This window comes from Thioclava kandeliae, from assembly GCF_040297545.1.
In the GTDB taxonomy this organism is placed as follows: Bacteria; Pseudomonadota; Alphaproteobacteria; order Rhodobacterales; family Rhodobacteraceae; genus Thioclava; species Thioclava kandeliae.
The window spans coordinates 1-19,985 of sequence record NZ_JAYWLC010000033.1; the positions used below are offsets into that span (position 1 = coordinate 1).

Here is a 19,985-nt window from a genome sequence, read left to right on the forward strand (position 1 = left end):
TTTAACCTCAGCGTCAGACCAACGCCACCAGCCTATCTCGAACAAGCCTCGCCGCTAACCCACGGGGGCTCCTTGTCGCTTACGCGTCCGCATTGCCGTGCCAGTTCGGTGATGTCAGCGGTCAGCAGGGCTTCGTCCTGACGACCGGGTGGGATCTTGCGTTGGGTCGATCTGTGCTGTCCCAAAGCCCAACAGGCACGGCGTTCGGAGATGCCGAGCGCTGAGCGGACATGGTCGATGCACTGTCGGCGGCGCGAAGGGCTTAGAAGTTTCCCCGCGCCGCTTCCGTCAAGATCAGCTTGTCGAGCGTCAGATCCGACACGGCCCGTCTGAGCCGCGTATTCTCTTTCTCGAGTTCCTTTAGTCGCTTGAGTTGATCGCGGTTCATTCCGCCAAACTCACGTCGCCAAAGGTAATAGGTCAGTTGGGTCACGCCAATCTGGCGCGCCGCATTCGCCTGTTGCGTGCCTTGTCCCTGCAAGACGTCAACCTGACGCAGCTTCATGACGATATCTTCCGGCTTCTCGCGTTTGCCTGCCATCTAAGTACTCCTCCATCATACGGGATAAACTATCCCAAAAGATGGACCACTCAAGTGGGGCAGACCAGCGGTTCACTATCGTATAAATATTCGTTCGGTACGATCTTTTTGGATTGCACCGTTCGTATTATGCAGTCTTAGACAAGACTAGATTCAATGACGGAAGGCTCACAATGTTCGGGACGATGACGCCATGTGTTGCACAGAAATGGTCTCCTGGGATTGGCGATCCGACGATTTTAGGTTGGAGCACGGTACTAGCCTATTTTGTCGTCTGCATGCTCTGCATAGCAGCAGCTCGCGTCAAAAAAGAAGTACAAATTTCTATTTTTTTCGTTTCAATTGCAGTAATCCTTCTATTCTTGACAATTAATAAGCAGCTAGATTTGCAGAGTGCTCTAACGGCCTACGGTAAATGTCTCGCAAAGGCCCAAGGGTGGTACAACCAGCGCCGTACAATCCAAGTAGAAGCAATTTACGGCATTATTGCGGCTGCAGTAGCGCTAGGGCTCGCGCTTGGCATATATTTCCGTCGTATCTGGTCACAGATCTGGCTTGCCCTCCTCGGGTTGGCAGTCTTGATTGGCTTCATTGCAATCCGAGCGCTGAGCTTTCATCACATGGACCAGCTGATTACCTCGCATATAGCGGGACTTCGCTTGAATGGTGTTTTTGAACTGACAGGAATCGGACTGATTGGGCTGAACGCGCTATGGGTGATCAGGCGCTGGAGCTCATAACACCGCTATGGATACGTTGGTCTTGCCCCCCTGAAGTGGTCCACTTTTTGGGATAGTTTATCCCGTATGATGGAGGACTACTTAGATGGCAGGCAAACGCGAGAAGCCGGAAGACATTGTCATGAAGCTGCGTCAAGTGGAGGCCTTGCAGGGACAAGGTGCAAAGCTGGCGGATGCGGTGCGCCAGATTGGTGTGACCCAACAGACCTATTACCGCTGGCGCCGTGAGTTTGGCGGGATGAACCGCGATCAGCTCAAGCGGTTGAAGGAACTCGAGAAAGAGAACACGCGGCTTAGACGTGCCGTGTCGGACCTGACGCTCGAAAAGCTGATCCTTACGGAGGCGGCAAAGATGAGGGGCTACAAACCCTCCGGTGGAGGGTTTGTAGCCCCGAACGCGCAGCCCTATTAAGCCCGCAGCAATGTCGTCAGTGCATCGACCATGTCTGCTAGGCGCTCGGCATCTCCGAAGGCCGAGCCTGGTCTGGGCTTTGGGACAGCACCGGTCGACCCGACGTAAAATCCCGTCTGGTCGTCAGGGCGAAGCGCTTTTTACGGCCGACATCACTGAACTAGCACGTCAATACGGACGGTATGGCTATCGCCAGATCACTGGCTTGTTGGTTGAAGCGGGATGGTGCGCAAACCATAAACGGGTCGAGCGAATTTGGCGACGTGAAGGGCTTAAAGTCCTGCAGAAACAGAAGAAACGGGGGCGGCTCTGGTTAGTAGATGGCTCCTGCGTGCGGCTGCGGGCCGCGCGGTCGAACCATGTGTGGTCCTATGATTTTGTCCAGGACCGTACAGCGGACGGGTGGGCTTACCGCATGCTCAATATCGTTGACGAATTCACCCGGGAGGTGCTGGTGATCTACGTCAAACGCAAGCTGAACTCGGTCGACGTCATCGACGTGCTGACAGACCTGTTCATCCTTCGCGGTTCGCCGGAGGTTATCAGGTCAGATAATGGCCTCGAATTCATCGCGACGAAGCTCCGCAACTGGATCGAGGCGGTGGGGGCCAAAACAGCCTATATCGAGCCGGGGTCACCCTGGGAGAATGGGTATGTGGAAAGCTTTAACGCCAGACTTCGCGACGAATTACTCGATGGAGAGGTTTTCTATTCTCTTAGAGAAGCCCAGATCCTGATCGAACGCTGGTGTCAACATCACAACACTAAAAGCCCACGATGCACTAACTTTTAAACCGGACCACCCAAGTGGGGCAGATCACACCGATCACATTAATTCAGTAATAGTCATAGCTGCCTGTGTCGTTTTCGTCGACATAATTGCATTTGTTGAGAACGATACCAGCGATCTTAGTCAAACTCGAAATTTTTTGCTCAACTGCATCTAGTTGAACTTTTGTTGTTTTCTCAGATTCAGCAATCAGAAGAACAGCATCAATGTTCTTGAGAAAGCCATGCGCGTCATCTGCCGCGAGGAATGGGGGCATGTCAAACAGCATCAGATCTGGTTGGAAAGTTTCCTCAACGGCTGTCAGGAAATCTTGAGTTCTCTCGCTTTGTAAAAGCTCGGCGGAATGCTGAACCATAGATTTGTTGAGTCCAAAGGCGAGGTTTTCTCCGTGACGTACCAGATGTTCGTCAACTGGCACTTCGCCGCGCAGCAACTGGCCCATGTCAGCTTTCGGTGTAAGTCCTAGAATTTTATGCAGGCTTGGACGGCGTAGGTCGAAATCAAAGATAATTGTTCGTTGGTAAGGCAGACGCCCTAATGAAAATGCCAGATTGGCCAGAGTTGTAGATTTACCAGCTTGGGGCTGCGGCGATGTGATAGCAATGCGCTTATAATTCTGTCTCCGGCATTCGTCTCTGAGGCGAGTGCGCAAGATATCGTAATAGGTCGCTTCGCTGTTTGCATTGAAGGTCAGTACACGATTTTTTTTAAGCTCTTGAGCAGACAACTTGCATTCAGGAAGTTGAGCCCATGCGCTTGCTTGGTCGGTTATTGCTCGTTCCACCGAAGCGCTATCACGTTGAGACCCTGTTGGCATACCTTGGCGTGCCAACCGTTCTGCTCGTGCCTTTTCCAGTGCTTTTTGTAGCTTTTCCATCAGGATTTCACAGTTCTATTTTGAGCTTGTCCGGGGAGTAGGCCGAATGTCGGAGCTTCGATTGTATTAAATATAGAAGCCGATACGAGCTGCTATCTTTTGGGCAAGTTCGTTAAAGGGCATGTAGTACAGATGTATCATGAGAAGAGCGAACGGGATGGCTACAAAAATTCCCAAAGACACGCTGATCCGCATTACACGTGTGCGGATAATCTCCTCGCGGGAGCGCACATAGGGCAATGTGATCATTGGAGTGATACCGAGGGAGGAGATCATATCAGCTGACCGCTTGATCGTTCCCGACAGGAAGTGCAGCAGCGCGATTAGCCCGCTTCCCGCAATCAAGCCAGCAACGGCACCCATAACCGCAATTTTCTTGCGGTTGGGCTTGATTGGCTGATCCGGCACAGACGGTTGTTCGAGTACGGATACACGTTGCCCTCGCGAGAGCGTTTCGATCCTTTCACCAGTCGATGCTTGCGCTAAGCGCGATACCGCACCATTGTATTGTACCTGTATGTTATCGTAGTCGCGCTGCAATGCTTGTAGTGCGATATCGTTAGCAGGCGTCCTGCTGATCTGGTCTTGAAGCAGAGCAAGTTGTTTAACGTTGCCTTCACGGGTTGCTTGCATTTGCTTGATTTGATCATCGATCTGAGAAAGTTGCATATCAAGCATGGCCCGCGCAGGGTCACTTGTTGTTTGTGCGTTTCCGCCCTGCATTCGAGCAAGGCTCTTTTCCATATTTGAGATACGATTACGCAAACTCGTCACTTTGGGACTATCGGGTGCGTATACCGCTTCTAGGTTAGCCAATTGGCTGCGCAGGGTTTGGAGATTTTGCTCTTCGGGTGAGAGCGCGCGACCGGTAGAACCAATGCTGCCGGTTGCATCAAACACCTGTTGTAAGCGGGTTTTCTGATCATTTGCTGTAGCGACATTACGATCGATCTGCGCATTTTGTTCGTTTAATGCTTGGATTTGGTCGCGTGCAAATTGCAGTCCAGAGGGTAGCGCATCGGCGTGCTCATTCTGGAACTTCAGAATTTTTGCGCCTTGCTCAGCTAGTTTGTTGCCTAGCGCATCTACTTCTTGCTGGAAAAAATCTTGAGTCTGACCAGCTATTTGCGCACGGTAATCGGCATCTTGCGCTAGAATAAACGTGAGATATTCATCAAGCACGCGCGCTGTCATACGCGGGTCGACGTTCTCGAATGAGATCGTCATCAGTGTTGCCTGATTGCGTCCGGTAGAGCTGCTAATTTTAGTGGCAGCGCGCATGGCTTGTACAATCTGGTCTGGGTTCAGATCATCTTGGTTGGGTAGGGCATGAAGCCGCGTGGCGATGTCGAGAAGATTCTCGCGCGTCATTAAGCGCGATTCAAATAGTTGCAACTGCTGTTGAGCGGAGACATTGACCGTAGATTGCGCGAGATTGCCAGGTATCTGGGAACTTTCCACGACGAGGCGCGCTTGGGATCGGTAGACAGGAGGAAGAGTCGCTGCCGCAAACAAACCACAGGCCGTCAACAATACGAAAACCGCTAGGAAAAGCGGCAGTTTGCGCCAGAAAAGCGACAGGTAAAATTTGAGTTCGGTATTCATGACGTGGCTCCTATCGCAATATCGCCAAAGAAGACGCCGTCATCGAGAACGTCTTGAATTTCTTTTGTGCCAACCTGTTTGACTTCGTCGGACCACCCGTAAAGCATTCCAAAATCAGCAAGTTGATTCATTAGTCGTGGAACGCCGCCTGTATGCTTATAGATCATGTCTTTCGCATCTCGGCTGATTTCATCGCCTGTGCCACCAGCCACTTTCAGGCGGTGGGTGAGATAAGCCGCGCAGGTCTCTTGGTCGAGAGGCCCTAAATGAAAACTCGCTGACACCCGCTGAGCGAGTTGGCGCATGTTTGGTGCGCGAACAATATCCGCCAATTCGGGCTGTCCTACTAGAACAAGCTGAATTAACTCGTCCTTATGGCTATTAATATTTGTCAGCATCCGGACTTCTTCCAGGCCTTCCGCGGAGAGGTTCTGTGCCTCATCCACGATCAATACGACCCTACGGTCAGCAGCATACTCGGCGAGCAGAAAATCTTGAAAGCGTTGAAACAAGCCGATGTAGTTGTTGGAATCCTGATCACTCTGGAGCCCATAGGCATTGAGTATCCATTGCAACAACTCTCCACGCCCACCTTGAGCATTAGAGATCAAGCCAATTGTCAAACTAGCTTCGATTTCACCTAGCAATGCTTGGACGAGCGTTGTCTTTCCTGAGCCTATTTCGCCCGAAACCAAGGTTACAGGCGCTCGCGATTGTAGCCCGTATTGCAAAACAGCAAATGCGCGCCGATGTTGAGGCGACCAGTAAATCATGGATGGGTCCGGCACCAATGTAAAAGGGCGCTCGTTTAATCCGTAGTGTGAGCTGTAGAGAGCTTCAGTGGACATTCGGACTGGTCCGAGAGCAAGGGAGGGGACTGCCTGTCACGTGTCTTCCTGAGTTTAGTAAGGGCTACAAATAGCGGGTGATATTGGGACTTAATAAATAGCGTAGAGCGGGTTTGTTCAATGGTTTTTTCGTACATGCCGTGCGGTTTAATCGACGATTTTCGATTTGGAGTAAATAATCAAAAATAGATATATTTGATAGATTTATGGAATAATGTTAAATGGAATTCTGTGGCTTTATGCTAATAAAGCTGGTTTAGAGCTTTGGTGGCTATTAGTGTGCGATATGAGGCGGCTATACCTGCGGATATGCCTCAAATACGGAAGTATGGAGACCTGTTTTGAAGAAAGTTGTTCTTGCCTTGGCGCTGACCTTGGCGCTTGCTGCTTGCGATAGTGCTAAAGACAAAGCTGCCAAGCATTACGCTGCCGCGCAAGAATATGCCGAGCAGGGGGACATGCCTCGAGCCATGGTCGAATTACGCAACGCATTACAGTTGGACGAAACGCTGCGCGATGCACGGCTGATGTATGCAAAAGCGCTCTTGGATCGCAATCAACCTGCGCAGGCATTTGCACAATATCGTTTCTTGTTCGAACGAGATCCCAAAGACGCTGAGGCCGCCAGCGCTATGGCCATGATTGCTTTTGACGCCATGGGTTGGGATGATGCCCAACGTTATTCAGCGGCTGCTCTGGAGCAAGACCCGTCCGATAAGGAAATGCTAGCCGTAAAGGCAGGCCTCGACTATCGTAAGGCCTCGCTGAATAAAGATCCTACAGCACAGGCTGCGGCGGCGTCGCAAGCAAGCGAATTGATTGAGGCTGATCCCACATTGATCCGCGCGCGCCGCGTTGTCGTAGCGGATGCTGTGCAGAATGGCGCGCTCGATGCTGCATTGGGCTTCCTTGACGCAGGATTGAAAATTACTCCTGCTGACCGAGATCTCAATAATGTTCGGTTGGTTGTCCTTGAGCGCTTGGGTCGTGACGGAGATGTCGAAGCGCAGATCCGTGCGATGGTACAACAATTTCCGCAAGACGAAGATCTAGATAACCTTTTGGTTTCATTCTATCTTTCCAAAGGTAGGATCAATGATGCCGAAAGCTGGCTGCGTGGGCGGATTACGGAAGGCAGCACGGACCCACAGCCTCGTCTGACATTTTTACGTTTCCTTGCCGAGGTGCGATCACCTGATGCTATGCGGCAAGAGTTGAGCAGTATTCTTGCAACTAATCCACTGCCATCGGATGTGGCGGCTGATCCAGCTCAGTTCAAAGCTCTCAAGGCTCGTGCTGATTATACTGCGGGCGAACGCGATTCCGGCATGGCTCAAATGGAGGCTTTGATCTCGGATGAAGAATCCGGGCAAAGCGTCGAGAATGATGCACTTAAAGTGCAACTGGCTCAGATGCGTCTCGAGAGTGGCAATGATGTCGGTGCGCGATCCTTGGTTGAGGAAGTGCTCAAGCGTGACCCTGGGCAAACCGGGGCTCTGAAGCTTAAAGCTGGGTGGCTTATTAAAGAGGATATGCCTGATGAGGCTATCCGCATTCTTCGGGACGCGCTCGCGGGGGCACCCAATGACCCAGAGTTGCTGACTATCTTGGCCGGGGCGTACCAACGTCAGGGGCAGCCTGCGTTAATGGCCGATATGCTTGCCCGCGCTGTTGATGCTTCGAACCAAGGGGCTGCGGAATCTACCCGTTACGCGACTTACCTGATGCAGCAGCAGGAATACAATTCGGCTGAAACGATCCTGATTGATGCAATGCGCAGAGATCCCAAAAACTTTAACCTGCTGAATATGCTGACTAGGGTCCATCTATTAATGCAGGACTGGGCACGCGCGACGCAGGACGTTGAGGCAATCCGTTCGCGCTTCTCTGGTAATGCTCAGGCTCTGACTTTAGCTGATGAGTATCAGGCTCAGATTATGGCGCGGCAAGGGCGCAACGATGAGCTCGGTGGCTTCCTTGATGATCTGGCGAAGGGCACCGGTGATAACGGCGTGGCTTCCCAGATTGCGGTCATTCGCAACATGGTTCGCGAAGGCAAGCTCGATCAAGCTTTGACGATGGCTACTGACTTGGCTCAGAGTAACGTAGATAAGCCTGCTGCTTCTTTGGTTCTAGGGCAACTTTTACAGGCAAAAGGGCAGGTGGATGAGGCCCGCAAAACCTTTGAAGGCGTAACGGTTAGCGACCCCAGCTATGAAGCGGGATGGCTTTCGTTGGCTATTCTGCAAAGAAGTCAGAAAGATATTACTGCTGCATTAGCGACCGTAGATGCGGGGTTGGGCCGTATTCCGCAATCGCGTCAGTTGGGCCTTCTCAAAGCAGGCCTTCTTGAGGCCGAAGGCAAAATTGACGCTGCAATTGCGATCTATGAAGGGCTTTATGCTGCCAATAGCGATGATGTCGTTGTGGCTAATAATCTCGCCAGCCTCCTTGGTTCGACGCGTACGGATGCCGAGAGCCTTGAGCGAGCTTGGGTGGTCGCACGTCGTCTGAATGGTACACAGTTTCCTCCCTTCCTCGATACCTACGGCTGGTTGGCGTTCCGGCGTGGGGATATGGGGCAAGCATTGCCTGCACTGACTAAAGCAGCGCAGGGCCTGCCAAACGACCCATCCGTTGCTTACCACTTGGGTATGGCGCTGGCGGTTCAAGGTCGTAAGGATGAGGCTGCGGCAGAATACGATCGTGCTAGTAAGTTGCGTGGTTCTGGGGCGATAGCCTACCCAGAATTTGATGCAGACCTTGCTAAGGCGCGTGACGCGCTTAAAGCAAAATAATCCCTTCAGTGGCTTTTGACGGGCGATGTATGCGGCTTTTGCGCGTCACAAACAAACAAAATTCAAGTGTCCTGCACTAATCGGATGCAGGGCACTTTTGATATGACTGTGCCAGCTTTATGGTACGGGCTAACCTCAAGAAAAGTAGAGTTTAGGCATGACCAAATACCTCTTCGCCCTTCTTGCGCTCTTTTTTGCGGCTGCGCCGCAATTTGCTGGAGCATATACGATTGCGCCCGGAGACACGTTGCAAATTGAAGTAGTTGAGGACAATTCGCTCAATCGAACTGCCCTTGTCCTTCCTGATGGCACCATTACCTTCCCTGGGGCAGGGACCGTTAAAGCCGCGGGTACGACTCCGGCCGCTGTGCGAGAAAGGATCGCCGCTGGTCTATCAGTTGATTTTTCGTCAACGCCGACGGTTTATGTGTCCGTCGTTGGTCTGGCAGCACCCGGCGATAAGCTTGCAAATGCAAATAATATCTACATTATGGGCGAGGTAAACAATCCAGGTTTGCTGCAAACGCAACAGCAGATTACGCTTTTACAGGCGATCGCAATGGCGGGTGGTTTCACGCGCTTCTCGGCGAATAAGCGCATTGAATTGCATCGTATGAATCCTTCGACCCAGAGTGAAGAAGTCTACCTCTTTGATTACAAAAATCGCCGTGGAATCTCTGGCGCGACCTTGCTCAAAGAAGGTGACGTCATCGTGGTGCCTGAGCGCCGTCTGTTCGAATAATCTGATGCGGGAGAGACGTATGAAACGTCCAGTCTCGGGTAAGGTGCTGATCGGGCTTGCAGGCTCCACCGCTCTGAGTATCGCAGCCTTCAATTTCGCTTTGCCTGTCTTCGCACAGGATTCGGATGTAGGAATACGTTCTGCTTTTGATGTGACGATTGGGGGAAGGGCAGGCCGCAACCTTGACCTAGACCCTGGGGGCACCGATACTTCCGCTGAAGCGAATGCCGCGCTACGCTATTCTTACGATCGTAATACCACTGTGACGCAGCTACATTTCCTAGCTGAAACTTCGCCGATATGGAGCGATGACGGTAATAACGGCGCCTATCCAGTGTTGCAGTTCTCTCTGAAACATCGTGCTCCCCGTACCGAGCTTTCTGCGGGCTTGTCGTTTGCCCAATCAGAGGTAACAAGCCAGAGCATAAGTTATGACGATGCTGGGACTTTGTTGGTCTATGATGGTAAAGGGCAGCGTAACTTGGCGCGGGTTCAGTTGGGGCTTCAAGGTGGCATCGATATGCCGCTCGGCTACACATTTGGCTATTCCGGTAGCCGCCTGAGTTACTCTGGTGACGCGTCTGACAGTAATTCCGACAGCCGTAGCGACAGCTTCAGCCTAGGTCTGACCGCTGAATTGTCGTCGATGACCAGCCTCGCTTTAGATATGTCGCATGTTGAATACGATGCCGATAATGATCTTCAAACTCACCGTCACACGGATGCGGTTTCGCTAGGCGTTCAGCAACGTATAGATGCTGCAACGAGTTTAAATCTGTCTTTAGGTTACAGCTCGGTCGACCTTGAACGGATTGGTTATGCCGATGATCAGAATGATGGCGTAACCGTAGGCGCGGGTGTGACCCGCGAAGATGGTTTGGGCGTATACACTATCAGCTACGGACGAAGCGTAACCCAGAATGGTGCGCGCGATGATGTGAGGGTGCTCCGCAATCGTGAAACCAAAAATGGCGAATTCAGCGGTATGGTCGGCGTAAGTTACGGTGATGAAAGCGGTTCAACTGATTTCATCGGATCCTTATCTTACATGCATGAGCTCAAACGTGACAGATTGCAGGCAACGGCATCTAGGGCAGTGCGTAGCGCAGATGATGGTACGGAAGTGGTTCTAACTCGTTTAGATGGCAACGTTACGCACGAGTTTAGTCCATTGTCTTCCATGAATTTCGGTCTCACCGCAACGGCCACCAATAGGGATACGTCGGATCAGCTGCGCGTTGATGCGAGGGTGGCTTACAGTCACAAGCTAACTCAGGATGTGTCGATGTCGACAGGGATCAACTTAGGTCTTTTGACGCGAGATAGCTATGACGACGCTCAGTCACAATCGTTATTCTTTAATCTTACTCGGCATTTCGAAGCGCCGCGTTGAGTTCCGGTAAAGTGGGCCTCATTTGTTGAGGCCCACTTGGGTATGCCGCTGATAGCGTGCCTGTCATGGGAGACAATACATGTCGGGTAAATTGCGCCGTCTTTGGCCGATCTGGGGCATAGCCTTTATTTGTTTGCTGCCCGAGTTTCTGATTAGGACTTCCACACTCTGGTTAGGTACAGGTACTGGTGGTACGCCCACCTATCTACGAGGGGTTCTCGTTCAGAATTTCGCTTTTTGGCCTGGGCTACTGTATGGCTGGCACGCGAATTATGCATTTCAGCCTGAGGTAATGTTTGTCACCTACGGTTTTTTGCACGCTAATTTCACGCACATATTCTTTAATATGATTACCCTTTATTCCCTAGGGCGAGCTCTGATTTTGGAGGGAGGGCCCCGAAGTTTTGTAGGCGTATATTTCGTATCTCTGGTTGGTGGTGGGGTCGGTTACGCATGGTTGGCATCTGGTCCTCTGCCAATGGTGGGAGCTTCTGGCGCACTTTTTGGCCTAGCGGGCGCGCTCTTGTGGTGCCGGTTACATGATGATTGGCGAGAGATTTCTTTAACCGAAGGCTTAAAGGCAGTTTTCTGGCCGGTAGTTATTTTGGTTGGCCTGAATTTCGTGATGTATTTCGCGATGAGTGGGCAACTAGCGTGGCAGACCCACTTGGGAGGCTTTATTTCCGGTGCGATTGCCATGGCAGCTATTTTGAGTTGGAGGCGGAATGTGCGCAGGCCTAATGAGTAAGAATAAAGCTGACAAACTGAGGGGTAAGTTATCCGGCTGCGCAGAGTTTTCTGGATTTTTAATCCCTATCGCTCCATAGTCTAAAGCGCCGTCGTATTCTTTGCGATAGTGCTTACTTATCTCTATTGTCGTTTTGAGGGCATTGATGTCAGACTCCACTATGAGCCCGTCCCGTTCGCTTGCTTCGGGCCATGTGGCGGGTCCAATCCTGCTCCTAATCGCAACCGTGGCGGCAGCAATCTACTTCCAAGAAGGTTGGACAGCTCTTCTGGCCGCGTGGGCGACACCCGAATATAGCCATGGGCCTATTATTCCTTTGCTGTCGGCCTTCATGTTTCTGCAAGAGCTTAAATCCGAGCCTATCAAGCACGGCAAGGTGAACCGCTGGCCAGGTTTCGCTGCTCTGTTATTTGCAGTTGTTTTGGGAGGAATGGGGAAGTTTTCCCAGATCGATGATGTGGTCGCTTATGCTATCATCATCTGGGTTGGTGCTATGCTCCTCATTTCCTTCGGTTGGGAACAGGGCCGTCGCTTTTGGGTACCGGTACTCCACCTTGTTTATATGCTCCCGTTGCCGGGAGTTATTTACTACAAGTTGTCGATTTTTCTGCAGGGGATCTCTTCAGAGCTCGGCGTCTGGATGCTTGGCCTCATCAACGTCCCAGTCTTCTTAGAGGGTAATATTATTGATCTAGGAGTACTGAAGCTACATGTGGCCGAAGCATGCTCGGGATTGCGCTATTTGTTCCCGATCATGTCTTTTTCCTATGTCTTTGCGGTACTCTATCGTGGGCCCATGTGGCACAAAGTAGTGCTTCTGCTGGCTGCGGCACCCATCACTGTTTTTATGAATTCGGTGCGTATCGCGATTGCTGGTTGGCTGGTTCAGTATTTTGGTGAAGAGCATCTAGAGGGCTTTTCGCACTTCTTCGAAGGCTGGGTCATTTTTATGGCTTCAGTTATTATCCTCTTCGTTCTGGCTTGGATCATGCTCAAGCTGCAACGCTCTACGATGTCTCTCACTGAAGCGCTGGACCTCGACTTTACAGGTCTTTGGCCGCAGTTTCGTCGTCTGGAGTTGGTGGAGCCATCCAAGACCATGTTCGCCACAGCAGCTTTGCTGGTGCTTGTCGCGGTCGCATGGAACGTTCGTCCGACTCCGCAGTCCCACATTCCAGATCGCGAGCCTTTTGCATTCTTCCCGCGGAGTTTGGGAGAATGGACTTCTAGACCTTCGGATAGGCTTGCATCCAATGTGGAACGAACACTAGGTGCTGATGATTATTACGGGGCCAGTTTCGTTCGTACATCGCAAGAGCCGAGCGTTGATTTTTTCTCTGCTTATTATGCTGATCAAACTAAGGGGGGTACGCACTCGCCCGAAATTTGTCTCCCATCTTCGGGGTGGGAGATAGCTGAGCTGAAGCGCATTGATATTGCACCGCAGGTCGGTCTCTCAGCGCCATGGCGTCTAAATCGCGCAGTGATCCAGAAGGGTGAATCCCGGATGCTGGTGTACTATTGGTTCGAACAGCATGGGCGCCACACTGCTTGGGATATGGAAGCGAAACTGCTTCTGTTGTGGGACGGTTTCACGATCAATCGCACCGATGGCGCACTGGTGCGCATCACCACGCCGATCATGGATGGCGAAAGTGAGAGCCATGCGGAAGCACGTCTGCAAGATCTCTTCTTGCAGGTTACGCACGTTCTGCCGCGTTTCATTCCAGGACGTTGATTGGTACTTTGAGGGCCAAGGCCTTGCTTGGAACGATTTTAGCTTGTGTTTAGCTGCCCAGTAGCGGCACTGCTTACAGCCGGTCTATTGTAAGTCGTAAACCTTATTTGGAGTAGTGAGCTTTGACAAATCGACTGGCCGTTTTGGATTTATGGAGAGTAATTGCAGCTTTTGCTGTAGTTACCCTGCACGCCCAACCTTTTTCAAAGTTAGCTCCCACCTTTAATCTTATTATTACTCAAGGTGCGACACGATTGGCCGTACCATTTTTCTTAGTCGCCAGCGGATATTTTCTTGCGCAAACGTTTCAAAGGGGTCGTTTTCGGCTGTGGGCTAGTAAAATATTCAAGATGTATGTCATTTGGATGGTTATTTATGCGCCGATTTGGCTATCTTCATTGGATGGCCAAGATCACGTTGGTTTTAGAGCAATTAAGATGCTAGTAATAGGATATTATCATCTTTGGTTCTTGATTGCACTCCTTCTATCAGCGTCTCTCTTGTTCGTTTTAGTTCAGAAAAATAGAGAACATATGCTAATCCCCACAATTTGCGCTGGATTTCTATTTGGATTTGGAATGCAGTATTTATATTTTTACGTTCCGGATGGGGATATTTTAAAAATTATAAAGATGGGGAATCTTAATCGTACATTTTTTGGATTCGCTTTCCCATACCTTGCGGTAGGGTATCTAATTTCCATATATGGAGAATTTAGATTTTTTATTCAAAAAAATAGTGTCTATTTTGTGTTACTTGGAGTCGCCTTACTTTTCGTTGAGCAAGCAATAAATGTTACTTTTGCCGAGCGGATATATTTTTCCGATAATCTTGTTAGTGTCTCGATTCTTGCGCCAACTGCTTTTGTAATTTTGCTTTCATCCGAAACCTCTCTTTCGGCAATAGCAAAATTCTTGGCGCCTTTTTCGCTAGCAGTTTACCTTGTTCACATAGGAATATTGTTTATTCTAGATGCATATACCTCGTTTGGGAATGTCGAAAAGTGGTTATTAACCTGCATGTTTAGCGCTATCCTTGCGGCATTTTTATTGCTTCCAATCAGACCTTTGAGATGGCTTATAAGATAATGATTGATGCAGTGCCTTTTAAAAGGCTCCACTACGACTTTTTATGAATTTGATGTTGAGGAAATAGGAGGTCTGATGATAAAAGTTAGCGGTGAAGTAAATGGGTGATATTTCTTCCGATGGCAATGCCATTGCAGTGCTAGCGGCTGAATACCCGATGCCTACTCACACATTTATACGGAGAGAAATCGAAGCCCTACGTAAGCTTGGTGCCGATGTCCACGTATTCAGCACCCGAGAGCCCGCATCGGGCAAACTCGCGCGGGGTTGGGGCGAGCAGGCGCGGTCGCAATGCACCTATCTTGTTCCATTCGATGTCAGAAGTTTGTGGGCCATGCCTTTAACTCTGCTTCGCGCTCCGATTTACGAGCTCGTATCGCAGGCGGCCCGCGAGGGGAAGGCATCTTTGCGTGATGCTATTATCTGTCTTCCTGCTGCAGCACGGCTCGCCGCGGAATGCAAACGTCGCAAAATAGCTCATATTCATGCCCATTTTGCTAGCCGTTCTGCGCTTGTAGCAGCGTTGGCTGCTAGAATGTCAGGACTTCCATACAGTATCACCCATCATGGCGCGCTTAAGGACTTTGGCGGTAATCAGACCATCAAATGGTCTCAGGCCAAGTTCGCCATGGTAATTACTCAAGAGCTTCTCGACGAGCTCGAAGCTGCACTGGCTCCCACGCGTTTACGGGCCTCGGTCGTTCAACCAATGGGGGTTGATAGCGAGTGGTTTCAAAGGAAAACTTCTTATAAGCCTCGGCAGGTGGGAGAAACCTTACGGGTATTCTCTTGTGGGCGCCTTACTCGCATAAAGGGGCATGACTGTCTTATCGAGGCTGTGGCGTTAAGAGTAGGGGCGGGAGACGATATTCAGCTGGAAATCGCTGGTGGTGGATCTAGTGATCAGGATCGAGAACGTCTTCGTCTCCTGGAGCTTTCCGAGAAGCTCGGTATCAAAGATCGCGTATCCTTCCTCGGGGCGATCAGTGAGGAAGATGTGCGTGCCAAGTTACAGGCCTCACATGTGTTTGCCCTTGCCTCGCGCTATGAAGCTTTTGGGGTCGCTTATATAGAAGCCATGAGCTGCGGTGTGCCTACGATTGGCACTCGTGTTGGCGGGGTGCCGGAAATCATTATCGATGGTGAATGCGGTTTTTTAGTGCCGCCAGAAGCCCCTGCCGATTTGGCGCAAGCAATAGGCAAAATTGGTGACAATCCAGTCATGGCCGAACTGCTATCCAGTGCAGGCCGTCAACGTGTCATGACGCGTTTTCCGATTGACGCCAGTGCGCGTAAGTTACTTGCATACTCATTCCCAGATATAAAAACAAAACAATAATCTTTTTTGTTTTTCCTTGTTGCTGGATGATGCGAGTATGAACCATCGGCTCGCTAATCGTTGAGTATTGGTATAGCAGTATGATTGATCGCCGAATTCGCTCTGTGTGAACAATGCTCAAGCTCGAATGAGGCTATTCCCAAAATCTGGGCCTAACGGCTTTTCACGTACAGATAGAAAATTCTAGGCCCATCGATCAGATAGCGTTTCCACAATCTAGCCGGATTACTGGCTAGTCTGTGAGCCCACTCAAGGGAGGATTTTTGCATCCAGAGAGGTGCGCGCTTCTGAGTTCCCGTCAGGAAATCCAAGCTTGCACCAACGCAGAGAGCAATGCCACGAGCTCGGCCGCGTTTGGCGAGATCGTACGCAAAAAATTCCTGTTTGGGGAAAGAGATGCAGATGAGCAGCAGATCGCAATCGGCCGTTTCGGCGGCCTCTAACGTATGGTTCCATTCCACACTCCCGCGCGACATGAAGGGTGTGTTGATGAATCGCAATGTCAGTGATGGGTAAAGCGCCGTAAGGCGATCATAATGGGCACGATCCGGTCCGATGACGCCGATTGTCAAAGCACGGGCACGGGGATCATTTAAAAGATCTGCGGTCAAATCGGAGCCAGGGTATGGAGCGAGATCGAAGCCGCGCCCACGTGCCAATCGATCCAAAATTCGACTGTCGCAGACACGCCAAGCTGCAGCTCGGTAAAGTTCGGCAACTGCGGAATCTTTGGAAAGGCGGACAATATGATCCACATTTGGCGTCACGAGATAACGTAGCGGATCTCTGGATGCCCTCAGATATAATTCTTGCCAGTATGATTTCGGGGCTAGATCGAAGCTGATCCCGAGAAATTCGCGGACCTCATGCGGGGCCGTGGAGGAATGTGTGTCGAGCCGGTTAGGCATCAATTCGAATCCTGTAAACTTAAAGCTGTGACCGCATCCGTAGAGTACCCAGCATCGTTACATTATAAGCGCGATCAAGAAGATATCTATTTCATTTGTTCTGAGTGTGGAGATTAGAAAATATCCTAGCGTGTAAAAAAGCGCGCTTGGTAGGCATTAACCAACTAAATGACTTCGCGTAAACCTATTCTCCGATAAGGTATACATATCGTAAATTTGAGATAGCTGGAGATTCCTATGGCAGGTTTCAGGAGATTAGGGGTCGCTGCAATTGTAGCAGGGATGGCATATGCAGGAATGTCTCATGCTGCAGTGTATGACCTAAATGCGGATTTGAGCAGCGCCGATTGGTTGGCTCATTTGAACGATGATCTCTTGGGATATTGGGACGACGCTACGGCTGATCCCGCAACACAATCCGGCAGCATGCCTTATCGGCTGTGTAATGATGGTTCGCTTGTGACCTATGGTGTTGCGTGTGAGGGCGTTACGCTTGCACAGAGTAAAGCGCCCGTGCAGACCGTAGTCGGGCAATCGAGGCAGGTTTATTCCTATGCATTAGCATTCCATATGACAGGTAACACCGAGTATCTGGATCTCGCAAAGGCTGGATATGAATATCTAATTTCGCCCTCGACGTTTTATGATGATACGACCGGGCTCTACCGTACCAGTTATAATGTAGCAACTGGTGCCCAGTCTGGATTGGCGAATGTACAACAGCAGGCATACGCTTTGCTCGGGCAGGGATTTCTGGCCTACGTCACAGGTGACGCTTCAATTCAGGCACAGACGGCGGCCGGATCCGCGGCGATCATGGACAGATTTGGTCTGCAGGATGCGAGTGGCAGTTTTACCGGTAGCTTCGCCCAGACGGTTGATGGCACGGATGCCGGCCCGAATATCGTAATGCAGCTAGACCAGTTGAACGCATATAAGGTTCTGCTCGCGCAGACATCTGATGGTGCTGCCCAAGCTAATGTCCTGCAGGAAGCGCTCGCAACTGCGCGCTATTTGCGCGAAGAATACTTCGATACAGCAACCGGCCTGATGCGCGAGCAATCCTATAGCTCTGGAATTTCCATATCTGGATACAACTACGGACTTAGCGCGAAAGCCTTCTGGTTCATTGATCAGCTTGCCCAACAAGCTGGAGATGCAGAGTTGTCGGCATGGGCACAGGATGCTGCGCGAAAGCTTTTTGTTACAGCCTATGATGCCGATCTTGGAGCATGGAGAACTTCACAGGATTTGACAGGCGTTGCATCGGATACGCTTTGGTGGTGGGAATACGCAGAGCTAGATCAATATGCTAGTCAGCTAGCGGTATCTGACCCAGTTTTGGCCCAAATGGTAGAAAGTGCACAATCGTTCTGGCTCGATAATTTTGTTGATCATCGCACGAACGCCGTTGGCGAAGAGTATGGCGGGGTATTTCCTTCGCTGGTGGTTAGCCAAGACTCTCTAACGGGAGAGTACGGTGTCGCGGCTGACACAAATGCTCCGAAACACTATCAGTGGATTGCCGGTTTCCACGCTTTCGAGCATGCACTTGTATCTTACATGTCGGAGGCTATGGCTTCAGGCGAAGCAATTACGTTGTATTTTGCTGACGCAGCGAGCGATTTCACCTTGGCTTATGGAATGCAGGCACAATCGCAAACGGTAGAACAGATCCTATCCGGCACCACTACCGTTTATGCTGTAACCTATACTGGGCTGAGCTATGCGCTTGCATCAGCTATTCCAGCAGTGCCTCTGCCCGCTGGCGGCTTGTTGTTACTGTCTGGCCTTGCGGCACTGTGCCTGCATAAACGCAGGCGCAGATTGGGTTAATTGATCGCGTGAGATATTTGGAGTACAGCCTCTAAAGAGACAGGATCGACCTCGAAATCATCCAAAGAAAACTGGTTGAAGAATGTCGTCTCTGGACTTTGTGCAGGCTGCACATATTCCGGCTTGATCCGTCCGCGCAGCCCTGTCCAGCCAATGTTCACGCGTTGAGCGATGACCCTGAAGTTGTCGGTCATATGACCACATGGCAGAATTTCGACCAGATGCTTCAGAGCACTGTCAGGTTGGCGGTAGAGCAGGGGGGCAAGACCTGCGCCATGGATGGCTAAGATATGGCTCGCTTCGTGGAAAAGACGGAGCTGATCCTCAGCTGACAGAGCTTCTGGATAGATTGTAACGTATCCATATCGGTCCAGGATTGGCTGTATGTCGCCCATATTCGAGACTTTACGCGTGTCTCGGCGCGAAAGAAAAATATGCTTTGCATGACCTGCAGGGTGCTGCACGATTTTCTCGACAACTGAACGAGGAAACTTCGCCGCTGCCCATTCTGCACGCTCTCCTCGCAAAGCACTTGAGAAGGGGTAACGACTAATCAGTGCGTCTCCTTCTACAGCTGCATCGGTACAAAGAACCGGGATGCCGAACATTTCTACAGCTCGTCGACCATATCCAGGCATATTTTCTGGCAGAAGCATGGTAACTTTCGTCGGGTCGAGGTCGAAATGCTCACACACATAAAAATGGAGTGGCAGCTGATCGTTCAGAAGATGGGCCCAGTTCTGTGGGGAGAACCGTCTACAATCATGGAATGGGCCCGCGATTGAGGCCACATCGGGCGGAGATAGCCGCCGGCGTAACTTTGCGAAGCGGCCACTAGCGGTCACAGCAGGTATGCAAGTAACGCGACGCTCGAGTTCTAACACCGCTTCAGCAATCATTTTGCTTGGCAGCTCGATGTACTCACAGTCGGGCACAGCTCTGTCGATAAGAAACGTTCTAGCGCCGATCAATCGGTTGGCCGCGATTGGCAAAGCAGCAATTACATGCCGCTCAGTGGATGTTCGCGCAGAGGTTGTCATTGAGCTATAGCTTTATTTTCAAAAGATACTGTCGATGACTATGAGCCAGTTCGGAGCAATTGCCAAGAAGAGCTTATGCGTTTTTGTCAGGTGCTGACACTCCACGGAGTTTTGCGCCTGACCTTTTGTTTGAGGCCATCGGGAAACGGTCTTCGAACATGATTGCGAGCTGGTTGCTGACAGCGTGCCAATCGCGCACCGAGCGCTTCCGCCGCGTTGAAGAAGCATTGAGCGCGGGAACGAGCTATCGCTGAAACTTGAGGGCACAGCATTATCAGGCGGTGCGCCGATCGTGTCCCACGGGGTGGTGTAGCTCAGGTGGCCATCGGGTTTCTTAGTAAGGTCGGGTTGCTAGACTCAATCTGATCCAAGGATGACACCCGATGACCAAACCTATGATGGACCTTCGCGCGCTTGTCGAACAGAGCGGCGATGCAGATTTACTGCGTGAGATGATTGGCTTTGCCGCCGAGCGACTAATGGAGCTCGAGGTTGGCGCCAAGACCGGCGCGGACTATGGCGAGAAGAGTGCCGAACGACTG

The 19,985-nt window shown here is 51.0% G+C and carries 14 protein-coding genes and 3 pseudogenes; 11 read left to right on the forward strand and 6 right to left on the reverse strand.

The window, feature by feature from the left end:
• Positions 1-83 precede the first annotated feature (83 nt).
• Positions 84-541 (reverse strand): annotated as a pseudogene (locus tag VSX56_RS19045) (transposase); the annotation flags it as partial.
• 173 nt (positions 542-714) lie between these two features.
• Here VSX56_RS19045 and VSX56_RS19050 point away from each other — a divergent pair.
• Positions 715-1,281: an isopropylmalate isomerase gene (locus VSX56_RS19050; protein WP_350939152.1), complete on the forward strand. Its 567-nt coding sequence runs from the start codon at positions 715-717 to the stop codon at positions 1,279-1,281.
• A gap of 85 nt (positions 1,282-1,366) precedes the next feature.
• Positions 1,367-2,477, forward strand: a pseudogene (locus VSX56_RS19055) (IS3 family transposase); the annotation flags it as partial.
• Positions 2,478-2,529: 52 nt separating this feature from the next.
• Here VSX56_RS19055 and VSX56_RS19060 read toward each other — a convergent pair.
• The 3 genes from VSX56_RS19060 to VSX56_RS19070 all read right to left on the reverse strand — a co-directional run bounded on the left by VSX56_RS19060 (position 2,530) and on the right by VSX56_RS19070 (position 5,738).
• Positions 2,530-3,360 carry a tyrosine-protein kinase family protein gene (locus VSX56_RS19060; RefSeq protein ID WP_350939153.1) on the reverse strand — a complete coding sequence of 277 codons (831 nt, stop codon included), beginning with the start codon at positions 3,358-3,360 and terminating at the stop codon, positions 2,530-2,532.
• 66 nt (positions 3,361-3,426) lie between these two features.
• Positions 3,427-4,965: a GumC family protein gene (locus tag VSX56_RS19065; RefSeq protein WP_350939154.1), complete on the reverse strand. Its 1,539-nt coding sequence runs from the start codon at positions 4,963-4,965 to the stop codon at positions 3,427-3,429.
• On the reverse strand, positions 4,962-5,738 hold the full coding sequence (locus tag VSX56_RS19070) for an ExeA family protein (RefSeq protein WP_350939155.1): 777 nt from the start codon (positions 5,736-5,738) through the stop codon (positions 4,962-4,964). The genes VSX56_RS19065 and VSX56_RS19070 overlap by 4 nt, the downstream gene beginning before the upstream one ends.
• Positions 5,739-6,154: 416 nt before the next feature.
• On the opposite strand from VSX56_RS19070, the gene VSX56_RS19075 reads away from it, so the two are divergent.
• The 7 genes from VSX56_RS19075 to epsE all read left to right on the forward strand — a co-directional run bounded on the left by VSX56_RS19075 (position 6,155) and on the right by epsE (position 15,659).
• Entirely contained in the window at positions 6,155-8,611 is a 2,457-nt protein-coding gene (locus VSX56_RS19075; protein ID WP_350939156.1) for a tetratricopeptide repeat protein, read from the forward strand.
• 157 nt (positions 8,612-8,768) lie between these two features.
• Positions 8,769-9,353, forward strand: coding sequence for a polysaccharide biosynthesis/export family protein (locus VSX56_RS19080; protein WP_350939157.1), 585 nt, complete (start codon positions 8,769-8,771; stop codon positions 9,351-9,353).
• 19 nt (positions 9,354-9,372) lie between these two features.
• On the forward strand, positions 9,373-10,746 hold the full coding sequence (locus VSX56_RS19085) for a hypothetical protein (RefSeq protein WP_350939158.1): 1,374 nt from the start codon (positions 9,373-9,375) through the stop codon (positions 10,744-10,746).
• A gap of 79 nt (positions 10,747-10,825) precedes the next feature.
• Positions 10,826-11,494 carry a rhomboid family intramembrane serine protease gene (locus VSX56_RS19090; protein WP_350939159.1) on the forward strand — a complete coding sequence of 223 codons (669 nt, stop codon included), beginning with the start codon at positions 10,826-10,828 and terminating at the stop codon, positions 11,492-11,494.
• A 160-nt stretch (positions 11,495-11,654) separates the two neighbouring features.
• Positions 11,655-13,232, forward strand: coding sequence for a VPLPA-CTERM-specific exosortase XrtD (xrtD, locus tag VSX56_RS19095; RefSeq protein WP_350939160.1), 1,578 nt, complete (start codon positions 11,655-11,657; stop codon positions 13,230-13,232).
• A gap of 122 nt (positions 13,233-13,354) precedes the next feature.
• A complete protein-coding gene (locus tag VSX56_RS19100; RefSeq protein WP_350939161.1) occupies positions 13,355-14,320 on the forward strand; it encodes an acyltransferase family protein in 966 nt (321 codons plus the stop codon).
• A gap of 100 nt (positions 14,321-14,420) precedes the next feature.
• Positions 14,421-15,659 carry an exopolysaccharide biosynthesis GT4 family glycosyltransferase EpsE gene (gene epsE / locus VSX56_RS19105; protein ID WP_350939162.1) on the forward strand — a complete coding sequence of 413 codons (1,239 nt, stop codon included), beginning with the start codon at positions 14,421-14,423 and terminating at the stop codon, positions 15,657-15,659.
• A 152-nt stretch (positions 15,660-15,811) separates the two neighbouring features.
• Here the strand turns inward: epsE and VSX56_RS19110 are convergent, their stop codons facing one another.
• Entirely contained in the window at positions 15,812-16,567 is a 756-nt protein-coding gene (locus VSX56_RS19110; protein ID WP_350939163.1) for a WecB/TagA/CpsF family glycosyltransferase, read from the reverse strand.
• Positions 16,568-16,804: 237 nt separating this feature from the next.
• Between VSX56_RS19110 and VSX56_RS19115 the strand changes: the two genes are divergently transcribed.
• Positions 16,805-18,403 carry a VPLPA-CTERM sorting domain-containing protein gene (locus tag VSX56_RS19115; RefSeq protein ID WP_350939164.1) on the forward strand — a complete coding sequence of 533 codons (1,599 nt, stop codon included), beginning with the start codon at positions 16,805-16,807 and terminating at the stop codon, positions 18,401-18,403.
• Here VSX56_RS19115 and VSX56_RS19120 read toward each other — a convergent pair.
• Positions 18,400-19,443 carry a glycosyltransferase family 61 protein gene (locus VSX56_RS19120; protein ID WP_350939165.1) on the reverse strand — a complete coding sequence of 348 codons (1,044 nt, stop codon included), beginning with the start codon at positions 19,441-19,443 and terminating at the stop codon, positions 18,400-18,402. The genes VSX56_RS19115 and VSX56_RS19120 overlap by 4 nt on opposite strands.
• 383 nt (positions 19,444-19,826) lie before the next feature.
• On the opposite strand from VSX56_RS19120, the pseudogene VSX56_RS19125 reads away from it, so the two are divergent.
• Positions 19,827-19,985: pseudogene (locus VSX56_RS19125) on the forward strand (IS256 family transposase); the annotation flags it as partial.

Excerpts from the sequence above, each read along its gene's own strand:
- VSX56_RS19115 (WP_350939164.1), top strand. The coding sequence starts at position 16,805 with ATGGCAGGTTTCAGGAGATTAGGGGTCGCTGCAATTGTAGCAGGGATG.
- VSX56_RS19070 (WP_350939155.1), bottom strand. The coding sequence starts at position 5,738 with ATGATTTACTGGTCGCCTCAACATCGGCGCGCATTTGCTGTTTTGCAA.
- VSX56_RS19085 (WP_350939158.1), top strand. The coding sequence starts at position 9,373 with ATGAAACGTCCAGTCTCGGGTAAGGTGCTGATCGGGCTTGCAGGCTCC.
- VSX56_RS19120 (WP_350939165.1), bottom strand. The coding sequence starts at position 19,443 with ATGACAACCTCTGCGCGAACATCCACTGAGCGGCATGTAATTGCTGCT.
- VSX56_RS19050 (WP_350939152.1), top strand. The coding sequence starts at position 715 with ATGTTCGGGACGATGACGCCATGTGTTGCACAGAAATGGTCTCCTGGG.
- VSX56_RS19080 (WP_350939157.1), top strand. The coding sequence starts at position 8,769 with ATGACCAAATACCTCTTCGCCCTTCTTGCGCTCTTTTTTGCGGCTGCG.
- epsE (WP_350939162.1), top strand. The coding sequence starts at position 14,421 with ATGGGTGATATTTCTTCCGATGGCAATGCCATTGCAGTGCTAGCGGCT.
- VSX56_RS19090 (WP_350939159.1), top strand. The coding sequence starts at position 10,826 with ATGTCGGGTAAATTGCGCCGTCTTTGGCCGATCTGGGGCATAGCCTTT.
- VSX56_RS19060 (WP_350939153.1), bottom strand. The coding sequence starts at position 3,360 with ATGGAAAAGCTACAAAAAGCACTGGAAAAGGCACGAGCAGAACGGTTG.
- VSX56_RS19065 (WP_350939154.1), bottom strand. The coding sequence starts at position 4,965 with ATGAATACCGAACTCAAATTTTACCTGTCGCTTTTCTGGCGCAAACTG.
- xrtD (WP_350939160.1), top strand. The coding sequence starts at position 11,655 with ATGAGCCCGTCCCGTTCGCTTGCTTCGGGCCATGTGGCGGGTCCAATC.
- VSX56_RS19110 (WP_350939163.1), bottom strand. The coding sequence starts at position 16,567 with ATGCCTAACCGGCTCGACACACATTCCTCCACGGCCCCGCATGAGGTC.